Source organism: Streptosporangium sp. H13245 (genome assembly GCF_055690525.1).
The window spans coordinates 60,626-78,202 of sequence record NZ_JBSZKT010000011.1 but is presented as its reverse complement, the minus strand read 5'-3'; the positions used below and the strand labels follow the sequence as shown (position 1 = coordinate 78,202).

The 17,577-nt window shown below is 71.4% G+C and carries 16 protein-coding genes; 4 read left to right on the top strand and 12 right to left on the bottom strand.

Annotation, left to right across the window (positions count from 1 at the left end; translation table 11 throughout):
* Positions 1 to 10: 10 nt before the first annotated feature.
* Genes ACW9TB_RS19175 through ACW9TB_RS19165 form a run of 3 tightly spaced genes read right to left on the bottom strand, consistent with a single transcriptional unit; the run spans position 11 to position 3,269 of the window.
* Positions 11 to 1,291, bottom strand: coding sequence for an ABC transporter permease (locus ACW9TB_RS19175; protein ID WP_472749368.1), 1,281 nt, complete (start codon positions 1,289 to 1,291; stop codon positions 11 to 13).
* Positions 1,288 to 2,112: an ABC transporter ATP-binding protein gene (locus tag ACW9TB_RS19170; RefSeq protein ID WP_472749367.1), complete on the bottom strand. Its 825-nt coding sequence runs from the start codon at positions 2,110 to 2,112 to the stop codon at positions 1,288 to 1,290. Before ACW9TB_RS19170 ends, ACW9TB_RS19175 begins: the two co-directional genes overlap by 4 nt.
* Complete coding sequence (locus ACW9TB_RS19165; RefSeq protein WP_472749366.1) at positions 2,109 to 3,269, bottom strand: efflux RND transporter periplasmic adaptor subunit; 1,161 nt, start codon at positions 3,267 to 3,269, stop codon at positions 2,109 to 2,111. Before ACW9TB_RS19165 ends, ACW9TB_RS19170 begins: the two co-directional genes overlap by 4 nt.
* Positions 3,270 to 3,416: 147 nt before the next feature.
* Between ACW9TB_RS19165 and ACW9TB_RS19160 the strand changes: the two genes are divergently transcribed.
* Entirely contained in the window at positions 3,417 to 5,384 is a 1,968-nt protein-coding gene (locus ACW9TB_RS19160) for an efflux RND transporter periplasmic adaptor subunit (RefSeq protein WP_472749365.1), read from the top strand.
* Between the two features lie 292 nt (positions 5,385 to 5,676).
* Here the strand turns inward: ACW9TB_RS19160 and ACW9TB_RS19155 are convergent, their stop codons facing one another.
* The 4 genes from ACW9TB_RS19155 to ACW9TB_RS19140 all read right to left on the bottom strand — a co-directional run bounded on the left by ACW9TB_RS19155 (position 5,677) and on the right by ACW9TB_RS19140 (position 10,098).
* Positions 5,677 to 7,065 carry an ATP-binding protein gene (locus tag ACW9TB_RS19155; protein ID WP_472749481.1) on the bottom strand — a complete coding sequence of 463 codons (1,389 nt, stop codon included), beginning with the start codon at positions 7,063 to 7,065 and terminating at the stop codon, positions 5,677 to 5,679.
* A complete protein-coding gene (locus ACW9TB_RS19150) occupies positions 7,065 to 7,772 on the bottom strand; it encodes a response regulator transcription factor (RefSeq protein ID WP_472749364.1) in 708 nt (235 codons plus the stop codon). Before ACW9TB_RS19150 ends, ACW9TB_RS19155 begins: the two co-directional genes overlap by 1 nt.
* Before the next feature lie 34 nt (positions 7,773 to 7,806).
* Entirely contained in the window at positions 7,807 to 8,997 is a 1,191-nt protein-coding gene (gene lhgO, locus ACW9TB_RS19145; protein WP_472749363.1) for an L-2-hydroxyglutarate oxidase, read from the bottom strand.
* A gap of 75 nt (positions 8,998 to 9,072) precedes the next feature.
* Positions 9,073 to 10,098: an NAD-dependent epimerase/dehydratase family protein gene (locus ACW9TB_RS19140; protein WP_472749362.1), complete on the bottom strand. Its 1,026-nt coding sequence runs from the start codon at positions 10,096 to 10,098 to the stop codon at positions 9,073 to 9,075.
* 326 nt (positions 10,099 to 10,424) lie between these two features.
* On the opposite strand from ACW9TB_RS19140, the gene ACW9TB_RS19135 reads away from it, so the two are divergent.
* On the top strand, positions 10,425 to 10,799 hold the full coding sequence (locus ACW9TB_RS19135) for an STAS domain-containing protein (RefSeq protein ID WP_472749361.1): 375 nt from the start codon (positions 10,425 to 10,427) through the stop codon (positions 10,797 to 10,799).
* A gap of 55 nt (positions 10,800 to 10,854) precedes the next feature.
* On the opposite strand, the gene ACW9TB_RS19130 is transcribed toward ACW9TB_RS19135, so the two are convergent.
* Entirely contained in the window at positions 10,855 to 12,144 is a 1,290-nt protein-coding gene (locus ACW9TB_RS19130) for a hypothetical protein (RefSeq protein WP_472749360.1), read from the bottom strand.
* Between the two features lie 118 nt (positions 12,145 to 12,262).
* Here ACW9TB_RS19130 and ACW9TB_RS19125 point away from each other — a divergent pair, with 118 nt between their 5' ends.
* Positions 12,263 to 13,231 carry an aldo/keto reductase gene (locus ACW9TB_RS19125; protein WP_472749359.1) on the top strand — a complete coding sequence of 323 codons (969 nt, stop codon included), beginning with the start codon at positions 12,263 to 12,265 and terminating at the stop codon, positions 13,229 to 13,231.
* A gap of 188 nt (positions 13,232 to 13,419) precedes the next feature.
* On the opposite strand, the gene thpR is transcribed toward ACW9TB_RS19125, so the two are convergent.
* The 4 genes from thpR to ACW9TB_RS19105 form a co-directional block, all read right to left on the bottom strand.
* Positions 13,420 to 14,034, bottom strand: a complete 615-nt coding sequence (thpR, locus tag ACW9TB_RS19120) for an RNA 2',3'-cyclic phosphodiesterase (protein ID WP_472749358.1) — start codon at positions 14,032 to 14,034, stop codon at positions 13,420 to 13,422.
* Positions 13,988 to 15,253 carry an MFS transporter gene (locus tag ACW9TB_RS19115; protein ID WP_472749357.1) on the bottom strand — a complete coding sequence of 422 codons (1,266 nt, stop codon included), beginning with the start codon at positions 15,251 to 15,253 and terminating at the stop codon, positions 13,988 to 13,990. The genes thpR and ACW9TB_RS19115 overlap by 47 nt, the downstream gene beginning before the upstream one ends.
* 302 nt (positions 15,254 to 15,555) lie before the next feature.
* Complete coding sequence (locus tag ACW9TB_RS19110) at positions 15,556 to 15,948, bottom strand: MarR family winged helix-turn-helix transcriptional regulator (RefSeq protein ID WP_472749480.1); 393 nt, start codon at positions 15,946 to 15,948, stop codon at positions 15,556 to 15,558.
* A gap of 237 nt (positions 15,949 to 16,185) precedes the next feature.
* On the bottom strand, positions 16,186 to 16,692 hold the full coding sequence (locus ACW9TB_RS19105; protein WP_472749356.1) for a pyridoxamine 5'-phosphate oxidase family protein: 507 nt from the start codon (positions 16,690 to 16,692) through the stop codon (positions 16,186 to 16,188).
* Between the two features lie 247 nt (positions 16,693 to 16,939).
* Between ACW9TB_RS19105 and ACW9TB_RS19100 the strand changes: the two genes are divergently transcribed.
* Positions 16,940 to 17,512, top strand: coding sequence for a hypothetical protein (locus tag ACW9TB_RS19100; RefSeq protein WP_472749355.1), 573 nt, complete (start codon positions 16,940 to 16,942; stop codon positions 17,510 to 17,512).
* Positions 17,513 to 17,577: the final 65 nt, after the last annotated feature.

Below are 17,577 nucleotides of genomic sequence, written 5' to 3'. Positions count from 1 at the left end.
GCCGTACGGGTCACTCGTGACGCAGGGCCTCGATGGGCCGGAGCCTGGCCGCCCGGTTGGCCGGGTAGCCGCCGAAGAACAGCCCGATGCCTACGGAGACACCGAGGGCGAGCGCGATCGAGGACGGTACGAGCACCGGTGAGATCCCGGCGATCGTGAAGCGGGTACCGGCGAACGCGATCGCGACGCCCGACAGGCCGCCCACCAGGCTCAGCACCGTCGCCTCCAGCAGGAACTGGCCGAGGATCGCGCTCCTGGGGGCGCCGATGGCCTTCCTGATGCCGATCTCCCTGGTCCGTTCGGTGACGGTGACGAGCATGATGTTGGTGATGCCGATGCCGCCGACCAGCAGGGAGATCGCGGCGACCGCGCCGAGCAGGGCGGTGAAGATCCCGACGGTCGAGCTGACGGTCTCCTGAAGGGTGGCCTGGTTCAGGATCCGGTAGTCCGCGACGCCCGTCGGGGTGATGCCGTGCCGCTGGTTGAGTACGGCGGTCACCTCGGCCTGCGCGGAGTCGGTCGTGTCGGCGCCGGTCGCCTGCACGATGATCGAGCCGAGCGCGCCGAACCCGGTCAGGCTCTGCTGCACGGCGGGCAGCGGCACGATGGCCACGTCGTCGGCGTCCTGCATGCCCGCCGAGCCCGACTCCTTGAGCACCCCGATCACCGTGAACGGCACCCCGGAGACGCTGACCTGCCCGCCGACCGGATCGGCCGTGCCGAACAGCTCGTCGGCCACGGTCTGTCCGACGACCATGACCTTCCTGGCGGCGAGCACGTCGTCGTTGACGAAGTAGGTGCCGCTCCCGACGGGCTTGTTCGTGGCCTCGAAGTAACTGGGGTAGGTGCCCACGAGCTGCGCGATCGTGTGGCTGGCGCCCTCGTGGACGGCGGTGGCCGCGTTCGCGGTCACCACGGGCGACACGCTCCGCACCGAGGGGACCTGTTCGCGGTCGGTCAGCGCCCTGGCGTCCTCCAGGGTGAGCTGCCTGGCCTGGGTACGCGGACCCTCGTTCTGGCCCCCGGCCGCCCTGCCGCCGCCACCGCCGCCTCCTCCGAAACCGCCGCCACCACCGCCTCCGCCTCCGGCGAAGGACGCCGAGACGGTGAGGGTGTTGGCGCCGAGCCGCTGGATGGACTGCTGGATGCTCTGCGAGGCCCCCTCGCCGAAGGCGACCAGCAGGATCACGGCCGCCACCCCGATGAGGATGCCGAGGGTGGTCAGGAAGCTGCGCAGCTTGTTGGCGGCCAGCCCGCGCAGCGCGAACCTCAGGATTTCGAGGCGGCTCACGCGGTGACCTCCGGCGTACGGGGCGAAAAGCCGTCGACCGGGGCGTCCGTGCGCGGCGGGAGACCATCGGCCGGGGCCTCAGGTGTACGGGGCACCGGGGTCTCCCGCATGCGCGGCGGGAGGCCGTCGACGGGGGCCTGGCGGCGGTCCTCGACAATCCGGCCGTCCACCAGGCGGATGACCCGCTTGGCATGGGCGGCCACGTCGTCCTCGTGGGTGATGATCACGATCGTCCTGCCCGCGACGCTCAGCCCGTCGAGGATGCCCAGCACGTCCCCGGTGGAGGCGGTGTCGAGGTTGCCGGTCGGCTCGTCGGCGAGCAGGAGGGCGGGCGCGGTGACCAGGGCCCTGGCCACGGCCACCCGCTGCTGCTGGCCGCCGGAGAGCTCGTTCGGCTCGTGGCGGACCCGGTCGGACAGGCCGACCTGCTCCAGGGCCGCCAGGGCGCGGGCCCGCCGGTCGGCGGCGCCGACCCCGCCGTACGCCATGGGCAGCTCGACGTTGGCGAGCGCGCTCATCCGGGGGATGAGGTTGAACGACTGGAAGACGAACCCGATCTTCCGGTTGCGGAGTACGGCGAGCCTGCGCTCGTCCAGCGAGCCGACGTCGGTGCCGTCGATGCGGTAGTCACCGGAGGTGGGCACGTCCAGGCAGCCCAGGATGTTCATGAGCGTGGACTTGCCGGAGCCCGAGGCGCCCATGATCGCGACGTAGTCGCCCCGGTCGACGCTGAGGGACACCCCGCGCAGCGCCCGGACCTCGGCGTCTCCCCTGCCGTACACCTTGGTGATGTCCGTGAGGGACAGGACGGGGACGGTCATCGGCCGTTCCCTCCCCCGACGGGACGCATGCCGCCCCCGCCGTTGCGACCGCCGCCACCGCCACCGCCACCGCCGCCGAGGCCGGGGAAGCCGCCCTGCTGGGGGGTCTCGGTGACCACCGGGCGGACCACCTGGTCGCCCTCGGCGAGCCCGGACCTGATCTCGGTGAGCGCGTCGCCCTTGATCCCGGTCTCCACCTGGACTGGCGTCTGGCGGCCGTCCCGCAGTACGGTCACCGTGCTCCGCCCGCCCGCCGTGGAGATCACCGTGGAGGAGACGGCGAGCACGTCCTCCGCGCGCTGGACGACGACCCCGACCGTGGCCGTCTGGCCGAGCCTGACCTCCTTCGGCACCTTGGTGAAGGAGATCGTCACCGGGTACTGGACCACGTTGTTGCTGGTGGTGGCGGTCGGCTGGATCTGGGTGACCTTCCCGGAGGCGGTGACGCCGGTGAGCGCGTCGAATCCGACGGAGGCCGCCTGGCCGACCTTGAGCCTGGTGACGTCGGTCTCGGTGAAGGAGCCGACGAGTTCGAGTTTGCGGGTGTCGGCGAGGTCGATGAACCCGCCCGAGGCGTTCGCGTTGGCGTTGGCGCCGTTGGCGTTGGCCCCGGCCGAGTTGTTCGCGTTCGTCGCGGCCTTGGAGGCGGTGCCCGAGGAGCCGCCGACCGTGCCGTTGACGGCGGTGACCGTACCGGCGAACGGCGCCTTGATGACGGTGCCGTCCACCGCGCGCCTCGCGGCCCGGTAGGTGTTCCTCGCCGTGACGTACTGGGCGTAGGTCGCGGCGGTCGAGGTGTCGTCGTCCGCGGTGTCGAGGGCGGCGGCGGCCGCGTCCAGGCTCTCCTGCGCCGAGTCGTCGTCCAGCCGGGCGAGGATCTGCCCCGCGGTGACCTTCTCCCCGACCTTGACGTAGATCTTCTCGACGGTGCCGTTCGATCCGAAGGCCAGCGCCCGCGCGCGGGCGCTGGCCACGGTCCCCGAGGCGGAGACGGAGGCGGAGACCGTGGCCCGGGTCACCGGCACGGTCCGCACCGCGGCGTTGGCGGACGAGGCCTCGCCGCCGAGGGAGGAGTAGGCGATCACCACTCCGCCCAGCAACAGGACCCCCAGGGTCCCGTTCACGATCAGCGCTCCGCGCTTGGTCGACAGCTTCACAGCGCCTGACCCTTGCGCACCAGGCTTGGGCCCACCCCGGCGAAGGCTGAAGGTTTCCTGCAGACCGTGTCGTACCGCCCACGATGCACAGCAAACCTTCAGGGACCTGTGAGCATGCTGTGAATCAGGCGGTCCAGGATATCCGCCATGAGACCGACCCATCTCCCGAAGAACCTGCGCACGGGAGGGCTCGCCCTGGCCGCCCTCGTCCTGGTGGGCGCGGGGGCGATCGTCGCGCTCGACGGCGGCTCCGACCAGGCACCCCAGGTGCAGCTGGCGTCCGCCAGGCGCGGGACGGTGACCGCCGCGGTGTCCGCCGCGGGCAGCACCGTGGACGACGGCACCCGCGACCTGGCCTTCGGCGGATCGGGGACGGTCACCAAGGTCTACGTCAAGGCCGGGGACAGGGTCGACAGGGGGGACGTGCTCGCCAGGATCGGCTCCGCCCCCGCCCGCGAGCGCTACGACGCGGCGAAGGCACAGCTCGCGGCGGCCGAGGAGGAGCTGGACACGGCGGGAACCACGCCGGAGAGTACGGGCACGACCGGGGCCAAGCGGCAGACCGGGGACCAGGGCGGGAATCAGACGGCGGACCAGACGGGGGGCCAGACGGGGTCCGAGCGGACAGGAGATCCGACGGGGGCCGACCGGTCGGGTCCCGCCCGGCAGACGGGCTGCGAGCCCACGGCGACGCGGCCTCCGGGCGCGGGCGCCACCTCCACGCCCTCCCCGGCCTCTCCGACCTCTCCGACCGGAACGGGTGCCCCCACCGGGACGCCGGGACCCGCGCGCACGCTCCTCTCACCCCCCTCGGCACCCGCGCGCACGCTCTCGCCGCCCCCGGCATCCACGCCGACCGGGTCGGCGCGGGCGGTGCGGGTCGTCCCCGCGGGCGGGATCGTCCCCGCCGGGTACCACCCCACAACGGCGCCTTCCCTCACCCCCACTCCCGTTCCCGTACGGGACCCCGCCTCCGTTCCCGTACGGGATTCCTCTTCCGCGTCCGCCAGGACCCCGACCTCGGCGCCCACGGCCACACCGGCCGCGACACCGGCGCCGACCGCGACGGCGCGGCCGGGCGGGGGCTCTCCCCGGCCCGCGCCGACGGTCACCGTCACCGTGACGGCCGCCCCGACGGTGACCGTGACGGCCATCGCCACGGTCACCGTGACCGCGAGGCCGGACGGGAACGGGCCGCCGCCCGCGACCACCGGCCCGTCGACCGGCCCCGGCGAGCACCCCGGGCCGACGGCGAGCCCCACCCGTCCCACCGGCACGGCCGTACCGACCGCCACCCCCAGGCCCACCGCCACCGGCTGCCCCACCCCGAAGCCGAGCGCGAGCACGGGAACAGGAACGGGAACGGACCGAGGCACGTCCCCGAACAGGAACACCGGACAGAACACCCCGCAGAGTCCTCAGCAGGGTCCCCAGCAGAACGGCGGGGCCGGGCGGGGGACGCTCACCGTGGAACAGGCCGAGGCCCGCGTGAAGCAGGCGCGGGCGGAACTGACCGACGCCACGGAGGAGCTCGCGGGCGTGCGGATCGTCGCCCCCGCCGACGGCACCGTCATGTCCGTGGCCGGAGCGGTCGGCGACAGCGCGGGCACCGGCACCTTCCTCACCCTCGGGGACCTGGACGAACTCCAGGTGGAGGCGCTGTTCACCGAGTCGGACGTCGGCAGCCTGAAGCCGGGCCAGCAGGCGGCGATCACCCTCGCCACGCGGGAGGGGAAGAAGTACACGGGCACCGTGACGGGGATCGCGCCCACCGCGACCACGAGCGACCGGCTGGTGAGGTACGGCGTCACGATCGCGTTCGACGAGCCCCCGGCGGACCTCCTGGTGGGCCAGACCGCCTCGGTCACCGTGACCGTCGCCGAGTCCGCGGAGACGCTCTACGTCCCGGCGCAGGCCGTACGGACCGGGGGTGGGGTCTCCAAGGTCACCGTGCGGGGCGGCGCCGAGCGGGTCGTGGAGACGGGGGTCCGCGGCGACCGGTACGTCGAGATCACCTCCGGGCTGTCCGAGAACGACCGGGTGGTACTGCCCGGCGCGGCCGAGGGGGAGTTCCCCGACAGCAGCTGGCCTGACCCCGGGACCGGAACCCCCTGAACCCGTCGGCGACCGGCCGGACCACCGGATCCTGGGGGATCCGGTGGCAAGGCAGTCGAATCCAGGGCGAGACAGTCGGCTCAGGAGGCGGGACAGCGGGACCGGAAGGCGTACCCCGGGCGGATCCCAAACAAGATCGGGTCGCACTCGGAGGCGAAACCGCCAGGTGGAGGAGACGGGATCCAGAAGATCCGAAAGCGGGGACAGCAGGAACGGAAGGCGCAAACCGGGCGATCCAAGATGAGATCAGGTCGGGCTCAGAGGCGAGACCGTCGGGTGAAAGAGACGGGATTCAGTCGGATTCAGGAGCGAGGGGAAGGATCACCCGGAACGTCGCCCCCTTGCCCGGATCCGACTCCACGTCGACGCGACCCCCGTGGGCCTCGACCATCGCGGCCACGATGGCCAGGCCGAGCCCGCTCCCGCCGTCCTCGGGAGCGCGCCGCCCCCGGGCGGAGTCGGCGCGGTAGAACCGCTCGAAGACGCGTTCGCGCTGCTCGGGGGTGAGGCCGGGCCCCTCGTCGGCGACCTCGATGACGGCCATGCCGTCCTCGCCGGAGAGGGCCACCCGTACGGGAGTGCCCTCCGGGGTGTGGGTGAGCGCGTTGGTCATGAGGTTGCCCACGACCTGGCGGAGCCGTACCTCGTCGCCGGAGACGATGAGCGCGGAGCCGTCCACCGAGAGCTTGACATCGCGGTCGGGGGCGAGGATGCGGGCGTCGTGGACGGCGTCGGCGGCGATGGCGAGCAGGTCGACCGGGCGCATGACCATCGGCCGCTGCTGGTCGAGCCTGGCCAGCATCAGCAGGTCGTCGACGAGCAGGCCCATCCTGACCGCCTCGGACTCGACCCGGCGCATCAGCGGCGCGGCGTCGATGCCGGGCGCCTGCCGGTAGAACTCGGCGAAGCCCCGGATGGAGGTGAGCGGCGTGCGCAGCTCGTGCGAGGCGTCCGCGACGAACCTGCGCATGCGCTCCTCCGAGCTGCGGGCCGAGGACTCCGACTCGGAACGGGCCCGGAAGGCCGTCTCGATCTGGGTGAGCATGCCGTTCAGCGACCGGCCGAGGCGGCCCACCTCGGTGCGCGGGTCGGCGTCGGGGACACGACGGCCCAGGTCTCCGGCGGCGATGGCCTCGGCGGTGCGCTCGATCTCCTCCAGCGGGCGCAGGCTCCTGCGGATGATCACCACACCGGCCCCGGCGAGCATCAGCACCAGGCCGCTCCCGCCGAGCAGCTCCACCAGCGCGAGCTGGCCGACGATCTGCCGTACCTCGCCCATGTCCACGGCCACGATGAGGCTTCCACCGGTGTCCAGCGAGGTCACCCGGGCCCGCCAGTCGCCGCTCTCGAACGAGTGGCCGACCTGGCCGGAGGACACGTTCGGCCCCGGCTTGCCCTCCACGTCGATGCCGCTGAGCAGGACGAGGGTCTTGCCGTTCCTGCCACGGAGTTCCAGCCTGGCGTCGGACGGCATCGACTTGCCCATCAGCGCGACGGAGCCCCGGTTGTTCATGCGGCGCAGCGCGGAGTCGACGGTCAGGTCGATCTGGCTGTCGACGCGGTCGATCAGGTAACCGCGCATGATCGAGACGCTGCCGATGCCGATGAGGGCGAGCGCGATCGTCAACAGGACCAGGATGACGCCGATCAGCTTCACCCGCAGGGGGGTCGCGCTGAGCATCACGAGGCCGGTGGTAAGCGCAGCACGTACCCGACACCGCGCAGGGTCTGGATCAGCCTCGGCTCGACATTGTCGATCTTGCGGCGGAGCACGGAGACGTAGGACTCCACGATCCCGACGTCGCCCCTGAAGTCGTAGTCCCACACGTGGTCGAGGATCTGGGCCTTGGACAGCACCCGTCCCGCGTTCGCCATGAAGTAGCGCAGCAGCTTGAACTCCGTCGGCGACAGCGACACCGCCTTGCCCCTGCGCCACACCTCGTGGCTCTCCTCGTCGAGCTCGACGTCGGCGAAGGTCAGCCGGGGCGGCCTGGGGACGAGGTCGCCGGAGCCGGTACGGCGCAGCACGGCCCGGATGCGGGCCACGACCTCCTCCAGGCTGAACGGCTTGGTCACGTAGTCGTCCCCGCCCGCGGTCAGCCCCCGGATCTTGTCCTCGGTGGCGTCACGCGCGGTGAGGAAGACCACCGGCGTGTCGCTGCCGCCGCCGCGCAGACGCCGTACGACGTCGAAGCCATCCATGTCGGGCAGCATCACGTCGAGCACGATGAGGTCGGGCCGGTGCCGTTGGACGGCGGCGACGGCGTCCGTGCCGTTGCCCGCCGTGTTGACGCCGAACCCGGCGAACCTCAGGCTCGCGGCCAGAAGTTCGAGAATGTTGGGCTCGTCCTCGACGATCAGCAGACGGGCTTCGGGTGAGTCGGTCACTGGTCTATTTTCACCGGCCCACATGAGAAAGCAGTTAACTGGTCAACACAGAGGCTAACCCCACAATATGCCTGGCAATGGCCAAACTCGATGTGGCGGCCGGTGAGGGGGCGTTGCGTACGAGGGCGACGCGGCCGTGCACGTCGATCGCGAAGTCGTCCAGCATGCCGCCCTGCCCGTCCACAGCCTGGGCGCGGACGCCCCCGGTGGTCCTGACCAGGTCGGCGCCGGTCAGGGCCGGGACGTAGCGGCGCGCGGCCCGCAGGAACGATCCTTTACCCATCGAACCGGCCACCTCCCTGATCCCGGTCCGCCAGTGTCTGGCCGCGAGCCGCCGGGTGCCCCGCCAGGCCAGGATCCGGCCCAGGTCGGCGAGGTCGACGTCCCGCCAGGAGTAGCCCTCCAGCGCCAGCGCCATGACCGCGTTCGGACCGACCAGCACCTCGCCGTCGATCCTGCGGGTCAGGTGCACGCCCAGGAACGGGTAGCGCGGGTCGGGAACCGGGTAGATCAGCCCGCGGACCAGGCTCTTCGCCTCCCCGGCCAGCGCGTAGTATTCGCCACGGAAGGGGACGATCCGCACGTCGCCGGGGATCCCGGCCATCCGCGCGACGGTGTCGGTGCCCAGCCCGGCGCAGACGATCACCCGATCGAACTCCAGCGTCCGCTCCCCCGCCCGGACGGTCACCCCGTTCGCGGTCTCCCGTACGGAGCGCACCGGGTGGGAGAGCAGCACCGAGCCGCCGTTCTCCTCCACGTCCAGGGCCAGGCGCCGGGCGACGGCGGGGAAGTCGGCGATCGCGGTGTGCGGGGAGTGCACGGCGCCCACGCCGACGGCGTGGGGCTCGATCTCGCGCAGGGCCAGCGCGTCGAGCTCGGCGATGCCGGGGACCCCGTTCGCGCGGGCCCGCTCGGCGATCCTCCGCAGTTCGGGCCGCTCGGGCCCGGTGGAGGCGACGACGAGCTTGCCGACCTCGTCGTACGGGATGCGGTGCTCGGCGCAGTACTGCCTGAGCAGGGCCACGCCCTCCCTGCAGAGCCTGGCCTTGAGCGAGCCGGGGCGGTAGTAGATCCCGGCGTGGACGACGCCGCTGTTGTGCCCGGTCTGGTGGGCTCCGACGTGGTCCTCCTTGTCGAGGACGGTCACGGTGGCCCCGTAGGTCAGCGCCGTCTCCCTGGCCACGGCCAGCCCGACGATTCCCGCGCCGACGATCCCGACCCTCATCGCCGGGCTCCTCCCTGTGTTCCCTGTGGTTCCCTGTGATCTGAGATGGTCGCCACCGTCAAGGTGGAAGGCGTGTCACCGCGTGACACTACCCGCCAGCCTCCCGACCCTGTCGGCCGTGAGATGTCCTTCCTGTGCCAGCCAGCGCAGCGCGTCGGCGACGGTCTCCTGGACCGGCCGCAGCCCCACGCCGAGCGCCTCCAGGGTGGGGGTGTCGTACGTGCGGACCATCGTGACCATCATCTCGACGGCGTCCCTGGTCAGCGGGTAGTCGATCTCCTTGACCAGCTTCATCGCGTCGCCCACGGCCGCCGCGCCGCGCAGCACCGAACGGTGGATCCTGAACCTCCGGCAGCGGTTTCCCGTCACCTCGTCGCAGACGTCGGCGAGCTGCGCCCAGGTGAGGTAGTGCCCGCCCAGCATGAACCGGCGCGGCCCCCGCCCAGGTTCGAGGCAGCGGGCGAGCACGACGGCCAGATCCCGTACGTCGACGATGTTGGCACCGCCCGCGGTGATCGGCCAGCCCTGTTCCAGCCCGGCGCGCAGGCCCTCCACCATCGCGTCCAGCGAGGGCTGGCACGGCCCGGTGACCCCGGCCGGGTAGACGATCGTGATCGGCATTCCCTGGTCCTGGAGGCTCCTGGCGTAGCGTTCTGCGGAGATCTTGGTCCTGCCGTACTCGTTCCTCGGCGTGGAGAGCGGGCTCTCCGTAGTGATCACCGGCCCGGCTGGGGGCACGAAGACACTAACGGTGGAAATATGCACGATCGGGTCGAGACCGAGTTCGACGGCCTGCCCGAGGACGTTCTTCGCCCCGGTCACATTCGTGCCGTCCAGGTCTCCGGCCCGGCCGATGACCCCGATTTCCGCGGCGGCGTGAATGACCGCGTCACACCGTTCGAGCCCATCCCGCACGGCCGCCGCGTCACGGATATCGGCCCGGTGCAGGGGAACCTCCTCCGTCACCCCGACGGCGGCCAGCACCTCGCGCGTTTTCTCTGGATCGCGGATGAGAAGGAGCGGCTCGTGCCCGTCGGCGAGGAGCGCGGCGACCGCATGCGAGCCAACGAAACCTGATGCTCCGGTTACCAAAACGCGCATGCTCGAAAGTTAGCGGCAATCCTCACCGCAAGAGAAGGGATAACCGGCCTGGTTCTTAACCGTCATTGCCAATGCGGGAAACACGTCCAGGCCGGTCGAGGAATACGCGAATATGTCGGGGCAATAAAGCGCGATGCGGTCATTCATTTTCGGTATGAGACCCCGCCTCGCACCGGCTCCGGGGGCGGGAGCGGCCGGTGGGTCTGCACAGCCGTTACGCACATGTCTCCCGTCCGTCGCCCACCCTGGTGGCGCGGAGGGGTATACCTTGATCAGGCCGGATGGCGGCCGAAACCGACCGCGTCACCGGGTGGAGATACGAGGCGATGAGCAGAGAACTCTCCATCGGCGTCGCCCACCACGGACACGCGGACTGCACGGTGATCACTGTCGCGGGTGACATCGACCGCAATTCCAGCGAGTCGCTCAGGGAGACCATCGAGCAACTGGTCTCCGACTACCGCCCGCGGATCGTCATCGACGCCGAGGGCATCACCTTCTGCGACTCCACCGGGCTGCGGATACTCCTGAGTGGCGCGCGGATGACCTCGGCGGCGGGCGGGTGGCTACGCCTCGCCGGGATGTCGGACGTGCTCAGGCGCCTCCTGCAGATGACCGGTCTCTACACCTGGTTTCCCGTCGACCCCGACGTGGCGACCTCCCTCGACCACGCCGCCCGCCGCGACACCTCCCCCGGCTGAACCCCGGGCAACCTCCTGAACCGTCGGCGTCTTCGGGGACTCGGATGGAGTTCTCTCAGCGGGTGTTGCGGGCGATCAGGACGATGACGCCGGTGGCGCCCGCGGCGATGGCCACCCAGAGGAGCACGGCCGTGATCGGCATCCCCGCGTCCGTACCGCCACCGTCCTCATCGGCCCTCACCGCGGCGACCGGCGTGGGCGCCCCGGACGTCGGTGTGGGGGCCGCCTGGCGCCGGGCGGAGGTGGGTTCGGGAGCCGCCGCGCCGAGGACCTCCTCGGGCAACGGCACCCGGTAGACCGGGCTGCGGCTGCCCTCGCTGCCGGTCAGCAGGTATCTGCCGTCGCGCGTGTAGGTGATCGACTCGGCCTGCTGCAGCTCCGGCATCGTCACCCTGGCGATCTGCTCTCCCGGGGCGCGGTAGACCGTGGCGGAGAAGTAGGTGCGGATCACGAAGCTCGACCCGTCGGGGGCGTAGGCGGCGTCGGTGGCCATGATGGGCGCGGAGCCGACTTTGCGGAGCACGTTCACCCTGTCGGTGCGCAACCGCTTCGGGGCCTGGTAGACGGAACCGGCGAACTGCTTGGTCACGATGTAGAGGCGGCCGGTGCGGGGGTGCACCATGATGCCCTCGGCGTTGTGCCCGCCGTCCTCGTAGCGGAACCGGTAGCGCACGGCGGGGACGACGGCGTCGCTCAGCGTGGTGGGCTCCGCCACCTTGTATACGGAAATATCAGGCCATGCCCCTTCCAGGTTGTCGCCGATGTCGGCGAACCAGAGCACCCCCCGGCCGGTCGCCGGGTCGGTGGAAGCCGCCATGCCCTCCCAGTCACGGGACGCCGCCCCGCGCAGGGTGAAGGTCGCGCGGGTCCGCCCGTCGGGGCCGACCGCGAAGAACACCGGTCCCGCGGAGCTGTCGTTGTGGGTGTAGTAGACGTCCTTGCCGGTCGGTGAGACCGCCAGCCCGCTCGACTCGGTGATCCGGCTGTCCTTGAAGCGGAAGAGGATCCGCCCCTCGCCGTCCGCCCCCGTCTCCCGCGCCCCGCCCACTCGTACGCCGTCCCCCGCCTCCCGACCGGCACCTTCCGGCACGCCGCCCGTCCGTACGCCGCGCTCCGCCTCACGCCCGGCACCTCCCCGTACGCCACGCTCCGCCTCGCGACCGGCATCCGCCCGCACACCGCGCTCCACCTCACGCGCCGTGCCCGCCCGTACGCCGTGCCCCGCGTCTCCCCGGACGCCGTGCCCCTCACCCGCCCACGCGCCCTGGCCCGCGAGGACCGCGGTCGCGGTCAGGCCGACCACCGCGAACGCGCGAACCAAGACTTCCCCCGGCTTACTCAGCATTCAGCCATCATGCCCCGGCGGCGCGCGCGGGCGTCACAGACGCGGCGGGTCCGGCCGTCGCGGATTTCCCGGTGAACCAGCTCGCCTGGAGTGCACTCCAGGTACCTAGTGTGGGCGTATGGACTATACGCAGCTTGGCCGTACCGGCCTGAAGGTCAGCCGCCTCTGCCTGGGCACGATGAACTTCGGCCCCGTGACCACGGAGGAAGACTCCTTCGCGATCATGGACCACGCCCACGAGCTGGGGATCAACTTCTTCGACACGGCCAATGTCTACGGCTGGAAGAAGGGTGAGGGCGTCACCGAGCAGATCATCGGCCGTTGGTTCGCCAAGGGAGGCGGGCGCCGCGAGAAGACGGTCGTCGCCACGAAGCTCTACGGCTCGATGGGAGACTGGCCCAACGAGGGCCAGCTGTCCGCGCTCAACATCCGCCGTGCCGCCGACGCGTCGCTGAAGCGGATGCAGACCGATCACATCGACCTCTACCAGGCGCACCACGTCGACCGGAACACCCCGTTCGACGAGTTCTGGGAGGCCATGGACATCCTCAAGCAGCAGGGCAAGATCCTGTACGTGGGGTCGTCCAACTTCGCGGGCTGGCACATCGCCAAGGCCCAGGAGAGCGCGCGGCGGCGCAACAGCCTCGGTTTGGTCTCCGAGCAGTCCCACTACAACCTGGTCGTCCGCGCGCCGGAGCTTGAGGTGATCCCGGCGGCCGAGGACTACGGCGTGGGCCTCATCCCGTGGAGCCCGCTCGCGGGCGGCCTGCTCGGCGGCATCCTGCGGAAGATCGACAAGGGGCGTTCGGCCTCGGAGCAGATCACCGCCCAGCTGGAGAAGCACCGCGACAAGATCGAGCGCTACGAGGAGTTCTGCGACGAGCTGGGCGAGGACCCGGCGAACGTCGGCCTGGCGTGGCTGCTCCACCAGAAGGTCGTCACCGCGCCGATCATCGGGCCGCGCACGCTCGACCAGCTCGACGGCACCACCAGGGCACTGGAGATCGTTCTGGACGAGAAGGCCCTGGGCCGCCTGGACGAGATCTTCCCCGGATTCAAGACGGCACCCGAGCACTACGCCTGGTAGCCGGTGAGCCGGTGACTCTCCGCCGAACCCGGGAACGTCGCCACGGGATTCGGGAACGCCGACGCGGGGCGGCCGGGACACGGCCGCCGGGCGGCTAGGACACCAGGGCGCCGATCACCACGAGGAGCACGAGCAGTGCGAGCACCGTGGGCAGCAGCCAGCGACGGGGACGATCCACGCCCAGGAGCCTAGCTCTGCCCACGGGGTGCCCGCGCCGTCAGGTGCCATTCCCCGACCGTCTCGTAGCGGACCCCGGCCCCGCCACGGGACCCGCTCCCGAGGTCACCCCTGGAATCGCTCCCGAAGTCACTCCGCATCAGGTGCACCGTCCTCGCCTCCCACGCGGTGCCGGAGAACGCCCCGAACGTCTCGACCAGAGGGCTCACGTCCGTGTCGGCGCGGCACCTGGCCAGGCTCAGGTGCGGCGTGAACTCCCGGCGGTCCGTCCGCCCGGCTCCGGCCGCCAGCGCCTCGGCGCCCACCCGGTCGGCCAGACAGGCGAGCCCTGGACGGTCACCCCCCAGGCCGGTCAGGAAGACCCGCGCCGCACCGGCCGAGGGAAACGCCCCGGCACCGGTGAGCGACAGCGTCATCGGCGCGTGGCGCCCGGCGAGGTCGGCGAGCCGCGTCCGCAGCTCGGGCAGCACCCGGTCGGGCACCTCCCCGAGGAACGCCAGCGTCACATGCCAGGTCGCCGGGTCCAGCCACCGAAGCCCCGGCCATCGCGGCCGGTGGGCTTCGAGGGCGAGGACGAGCTCATCGCGCACCGGTGGCGGCGGCAGCAATCCCACGAACAGCCGCACGCGACCTCCTGCCGATCACCTTTGTCAGCATTATGGCCACCCCGGAGCCGACCAGGGTGAGCACCCCGCCCACCATGACCCCCGCGCGTGGTCCGCCCACCTCGGAGATCCAGCCGAGCAGCGGCGCGCCGAGGGGGGCTCCCCCGGTGAACACGAGCACGTAGATCCCCATCACCCGGCCGCGCATCTCCGGCGAGGTGGCGAGCTGCACGCTGGCGTTGGCGGCGGTGCTCACCGAGATCAACGCGATGCCCACGGGCACGAGAGAGACCAGGTAGAGGGGGTACCACGGGGCCAGGCCGCTGACGATCTGGAACACGCCGAACGCGACCGCGCCACCGACCAGCAGCCTCCGGCTGGGCCGCACCCTCCGGGCCGCCATGAGCGCGCCCGTCAGGGCGCCGACCGCGAACATGCTGGAGGCCAGCCCGAACGAGGCCGCGCCCGCCCCGAAGACCTGGCGCGCCATGAGCGCGATCGACATCGAGAACGACTGCGAGAACAGCGAGACGAAGGCGATCAGCAGTATCGGCATGAGCAGCTCGGGCCGCACCATCACGTAGCGCAGGCCCTCGCGGAGCTGCCCCTTGGCCCTCGGCACCGGTTCGGGGGTGGTCAGCTCGGACGTACGCATGAGTATCAGACCGGCGAGCACGCCCGCGAAGGAGAGCGCGTTGATCAGGAAGATCGGGCCGGTGCCGCCGAGCGCGTAGATCAGGACACCCGCGACGGCCGGGCCGACCACGCGGGCCAGGTTGAAGCTCGACGCGTTCAGCGCGATCGCGTTGGACAGGTCCTTGCGGCCGACCATCTCCACGACGAACGACTGCCGGGTCGGCACCTCGACACAGGCGATGAGGCCGAGCATGAACGCCATCACGAACACCTGCCAGACCTGGGCCGAGCCGGTCACGACGAGCACGCCCATGGTGAGCGCCAGCAGGCCCATGAGCGACTGGGCGACGATCAGCAGCAGCCGCTTGGGATAGCGGTCGGCGAGCATGCCGCCCCAGAGGCCGAAGAGCAGCAACGGCAGGAACTGCAGCATGACGGTCACGCCCAGCGCGAAGGCGCTGCCGTTCGTCAGGTCGAGCACCAGCAGGTCCTGCGCGGTGCGCTGCATCCACGAGCCGACGTTGGAGACCACGCCTCCGGCCGCGAACAGCCGGTAGTTGTAGACGCGCAGGGACCGGAACATCCCGCCCCGCGTCTCGGGCACGGGCTGGGCGGTCCCGCTCTCGGTGGCCTGGAGCTCGCGCGCGGTGGCGGCGGCCCTCGCGGCCCGCCGCCGACGGACCCTCGCCCTCAGCCCGGTCTTCCCGGTCTTTCCGGTTCTCCCGGTCGTCCCGCCGGACTTCCGGCTCGGGCTCCCGCCCGGCTCACCGTCCGACTCCTCCCGCGACCGCGCGCCCGGCTCTCCGTCTGTCTCCTCTTGGCCCCGCGCGTCCGGCTCTCCGTCCGGCGCGGCGGATGCCCCGGCGTCGTACGGGGCCGCCGGGGCCCCGGGTTCCTCGGGGTCGGCTAGATCCGGCTGAGCTTCTCCAGTATTGGAGCCGCCTGCCGGAGCGTCGCCCTCTCCTCGGGTGTCAGCTCCTTCAGCCGCTGCGTCAGCCACGCCTCCTTGAGGCGCCGCTCCTCCCTCAGCAGCGTTGAGCCCTGCTCGGTCACGCCCACGGTCACCTGGCGCCGATCGGTCGGGTGCGGTGTACGTGACACCAGCTCCCGCTCGGCCAGCACGGCGATCACGCGTGTCATCGAGGGCGGTTGCACCTTCTCCAGCTCGGCCAATTCGCCGGGGGTTATCCCGGAATGCCGTTCTACTGCGGCGAGGGTCGCGAGCTGGGTGGGCGTCAGCGAGTGCACCGCGGCCTGCCTGCGCAGGCGTCTGTTCAGTCGTGCCAGTGACACGCGCAGAGCCGAAGCCAGACCGGCGTCGCTTCGCAGGCTCGCGACGGGGTCCTTCCTGGGGTGATTCATTAGCGTAGGTCATTACCTTTGCTAACTATATACGAATACACGTGATTCCCTCCAGCGGGTTTCCTTCTCGGCGCGGGCCGTACAGCGTGCCAGACGGACAGGGGAACGCCAACCCCGGGTTTCCGGGCCCGGTGACCTCGACCGGCCCGGAAACCCGGGGCGAGGAGGAGCCCGCTAGAAGCGCCAGCGGGTCTGGCTGTACTCCCCCTTGCGAAAGCCGAAAGCCTTCGAGGGGACGACCTCGTACACCAGGGCCTCGCCGCCGTCGCCCTCGAAGCCGCCGTCGCGCACCTCGAAACGCCAGTCGGGGCCGTACTTCGCCTCGTACGCGTCGGCGAGGCTCCGGAGCACGGCGTCGTCGGTCACCCTCACGGCGTCGCCCTCCAGCACGACGTCGAGCCCCTCGCCGAGGACGTCGCGCCCGGTGGTGAGGACGCAGCGCGGGTTGCCCGCGAGGTTCTTGGCCTTGCGCTCCGCCGGGCCGGTGCAGAAGTGCGGCGAGCCGTCCAGCCAGACCGAGATCACCGGAGTGACGTGCGGGCGCCCGTCGGGACGCACGGTCGTCAACCAGTAGACCTCGGCGCTCTCCAGCCGCTCGCGCCCCTCTTCCCACGTCGTGGGGGTCGCTCCTTCGGAACTGAACCGAGCGTCCAGCTCCGTCACCGGTTCCCTGTCGGCCATTTTATCTCCCTCGTGGTCTCGCGCCCCCCGTGGGGGACGCGGGTCCGCTCTCGTCACGTGATCGCCCGTAGAGAACCGTAGGGACAGGGGCCGACAGAAACGGCGCCGGAGAGCGTGGGACCGCGCGGGTCTTCGCGTGGCGGGCACCGGCCGGATCTCACGGGATTCTCAGGTTGAGATGAGGGCGGTCTCATGTGGTCCACCGAGCATCGGTCCGGTAAGTGCTCCACATCGGACAAGGAGTTACATGAACCGCACCAAGCGCATGATCATCATCGCCGGGGTCGGTGCCGCTCTGGCCGGTGGGCTGGCCGTCCCCGTGGCGGCCTGGGCGACCAACCCCACCCCCACGCCGTCGTCCTCGGCGACGACCCCCGGCACCGCCTTCGACGGCCCGGAGCGCGGCCCGCGCGGTGGCCACGGCGGTCGCGGCGACCACGGGGAGATGGCCGCCAAGCTCGCCGAGATCCTCGGTCTCGACGAGGCCAAGGTCACCGCGGCCCTGGAGGAGCTCAGAGGGCAGGGCGGACCCGCCCGGCTCAAGGGCCCCGACGGTCCGGCCGCCCCGACGGACGAGGCCAGGAAGGCCGCCCTCCAGGAACAGGCCGAGGCCCTGGCCGCCAAGCTCGGCGTCACCGCGGACAAGGTCACCGCCGCGCTGGAGACACTCCGCCAGCAACGCGGTGCCGAGGCCGAGACGGCCCTGGCCGAACGGCTGAAGACGGCCGTCACCGACGGCACGCTCACCCAGGCCGAATCGGACGCCGTCCTCAAGGCGTACCGCGCCGGACTGATCCCCGGCGGCCCCAGGGGGCACTGAGCACGAACCCGGCCGTCACGGCGGCTGTTCGTCGGCTCGATCGAGCCGACGAACAGCCCACGGCC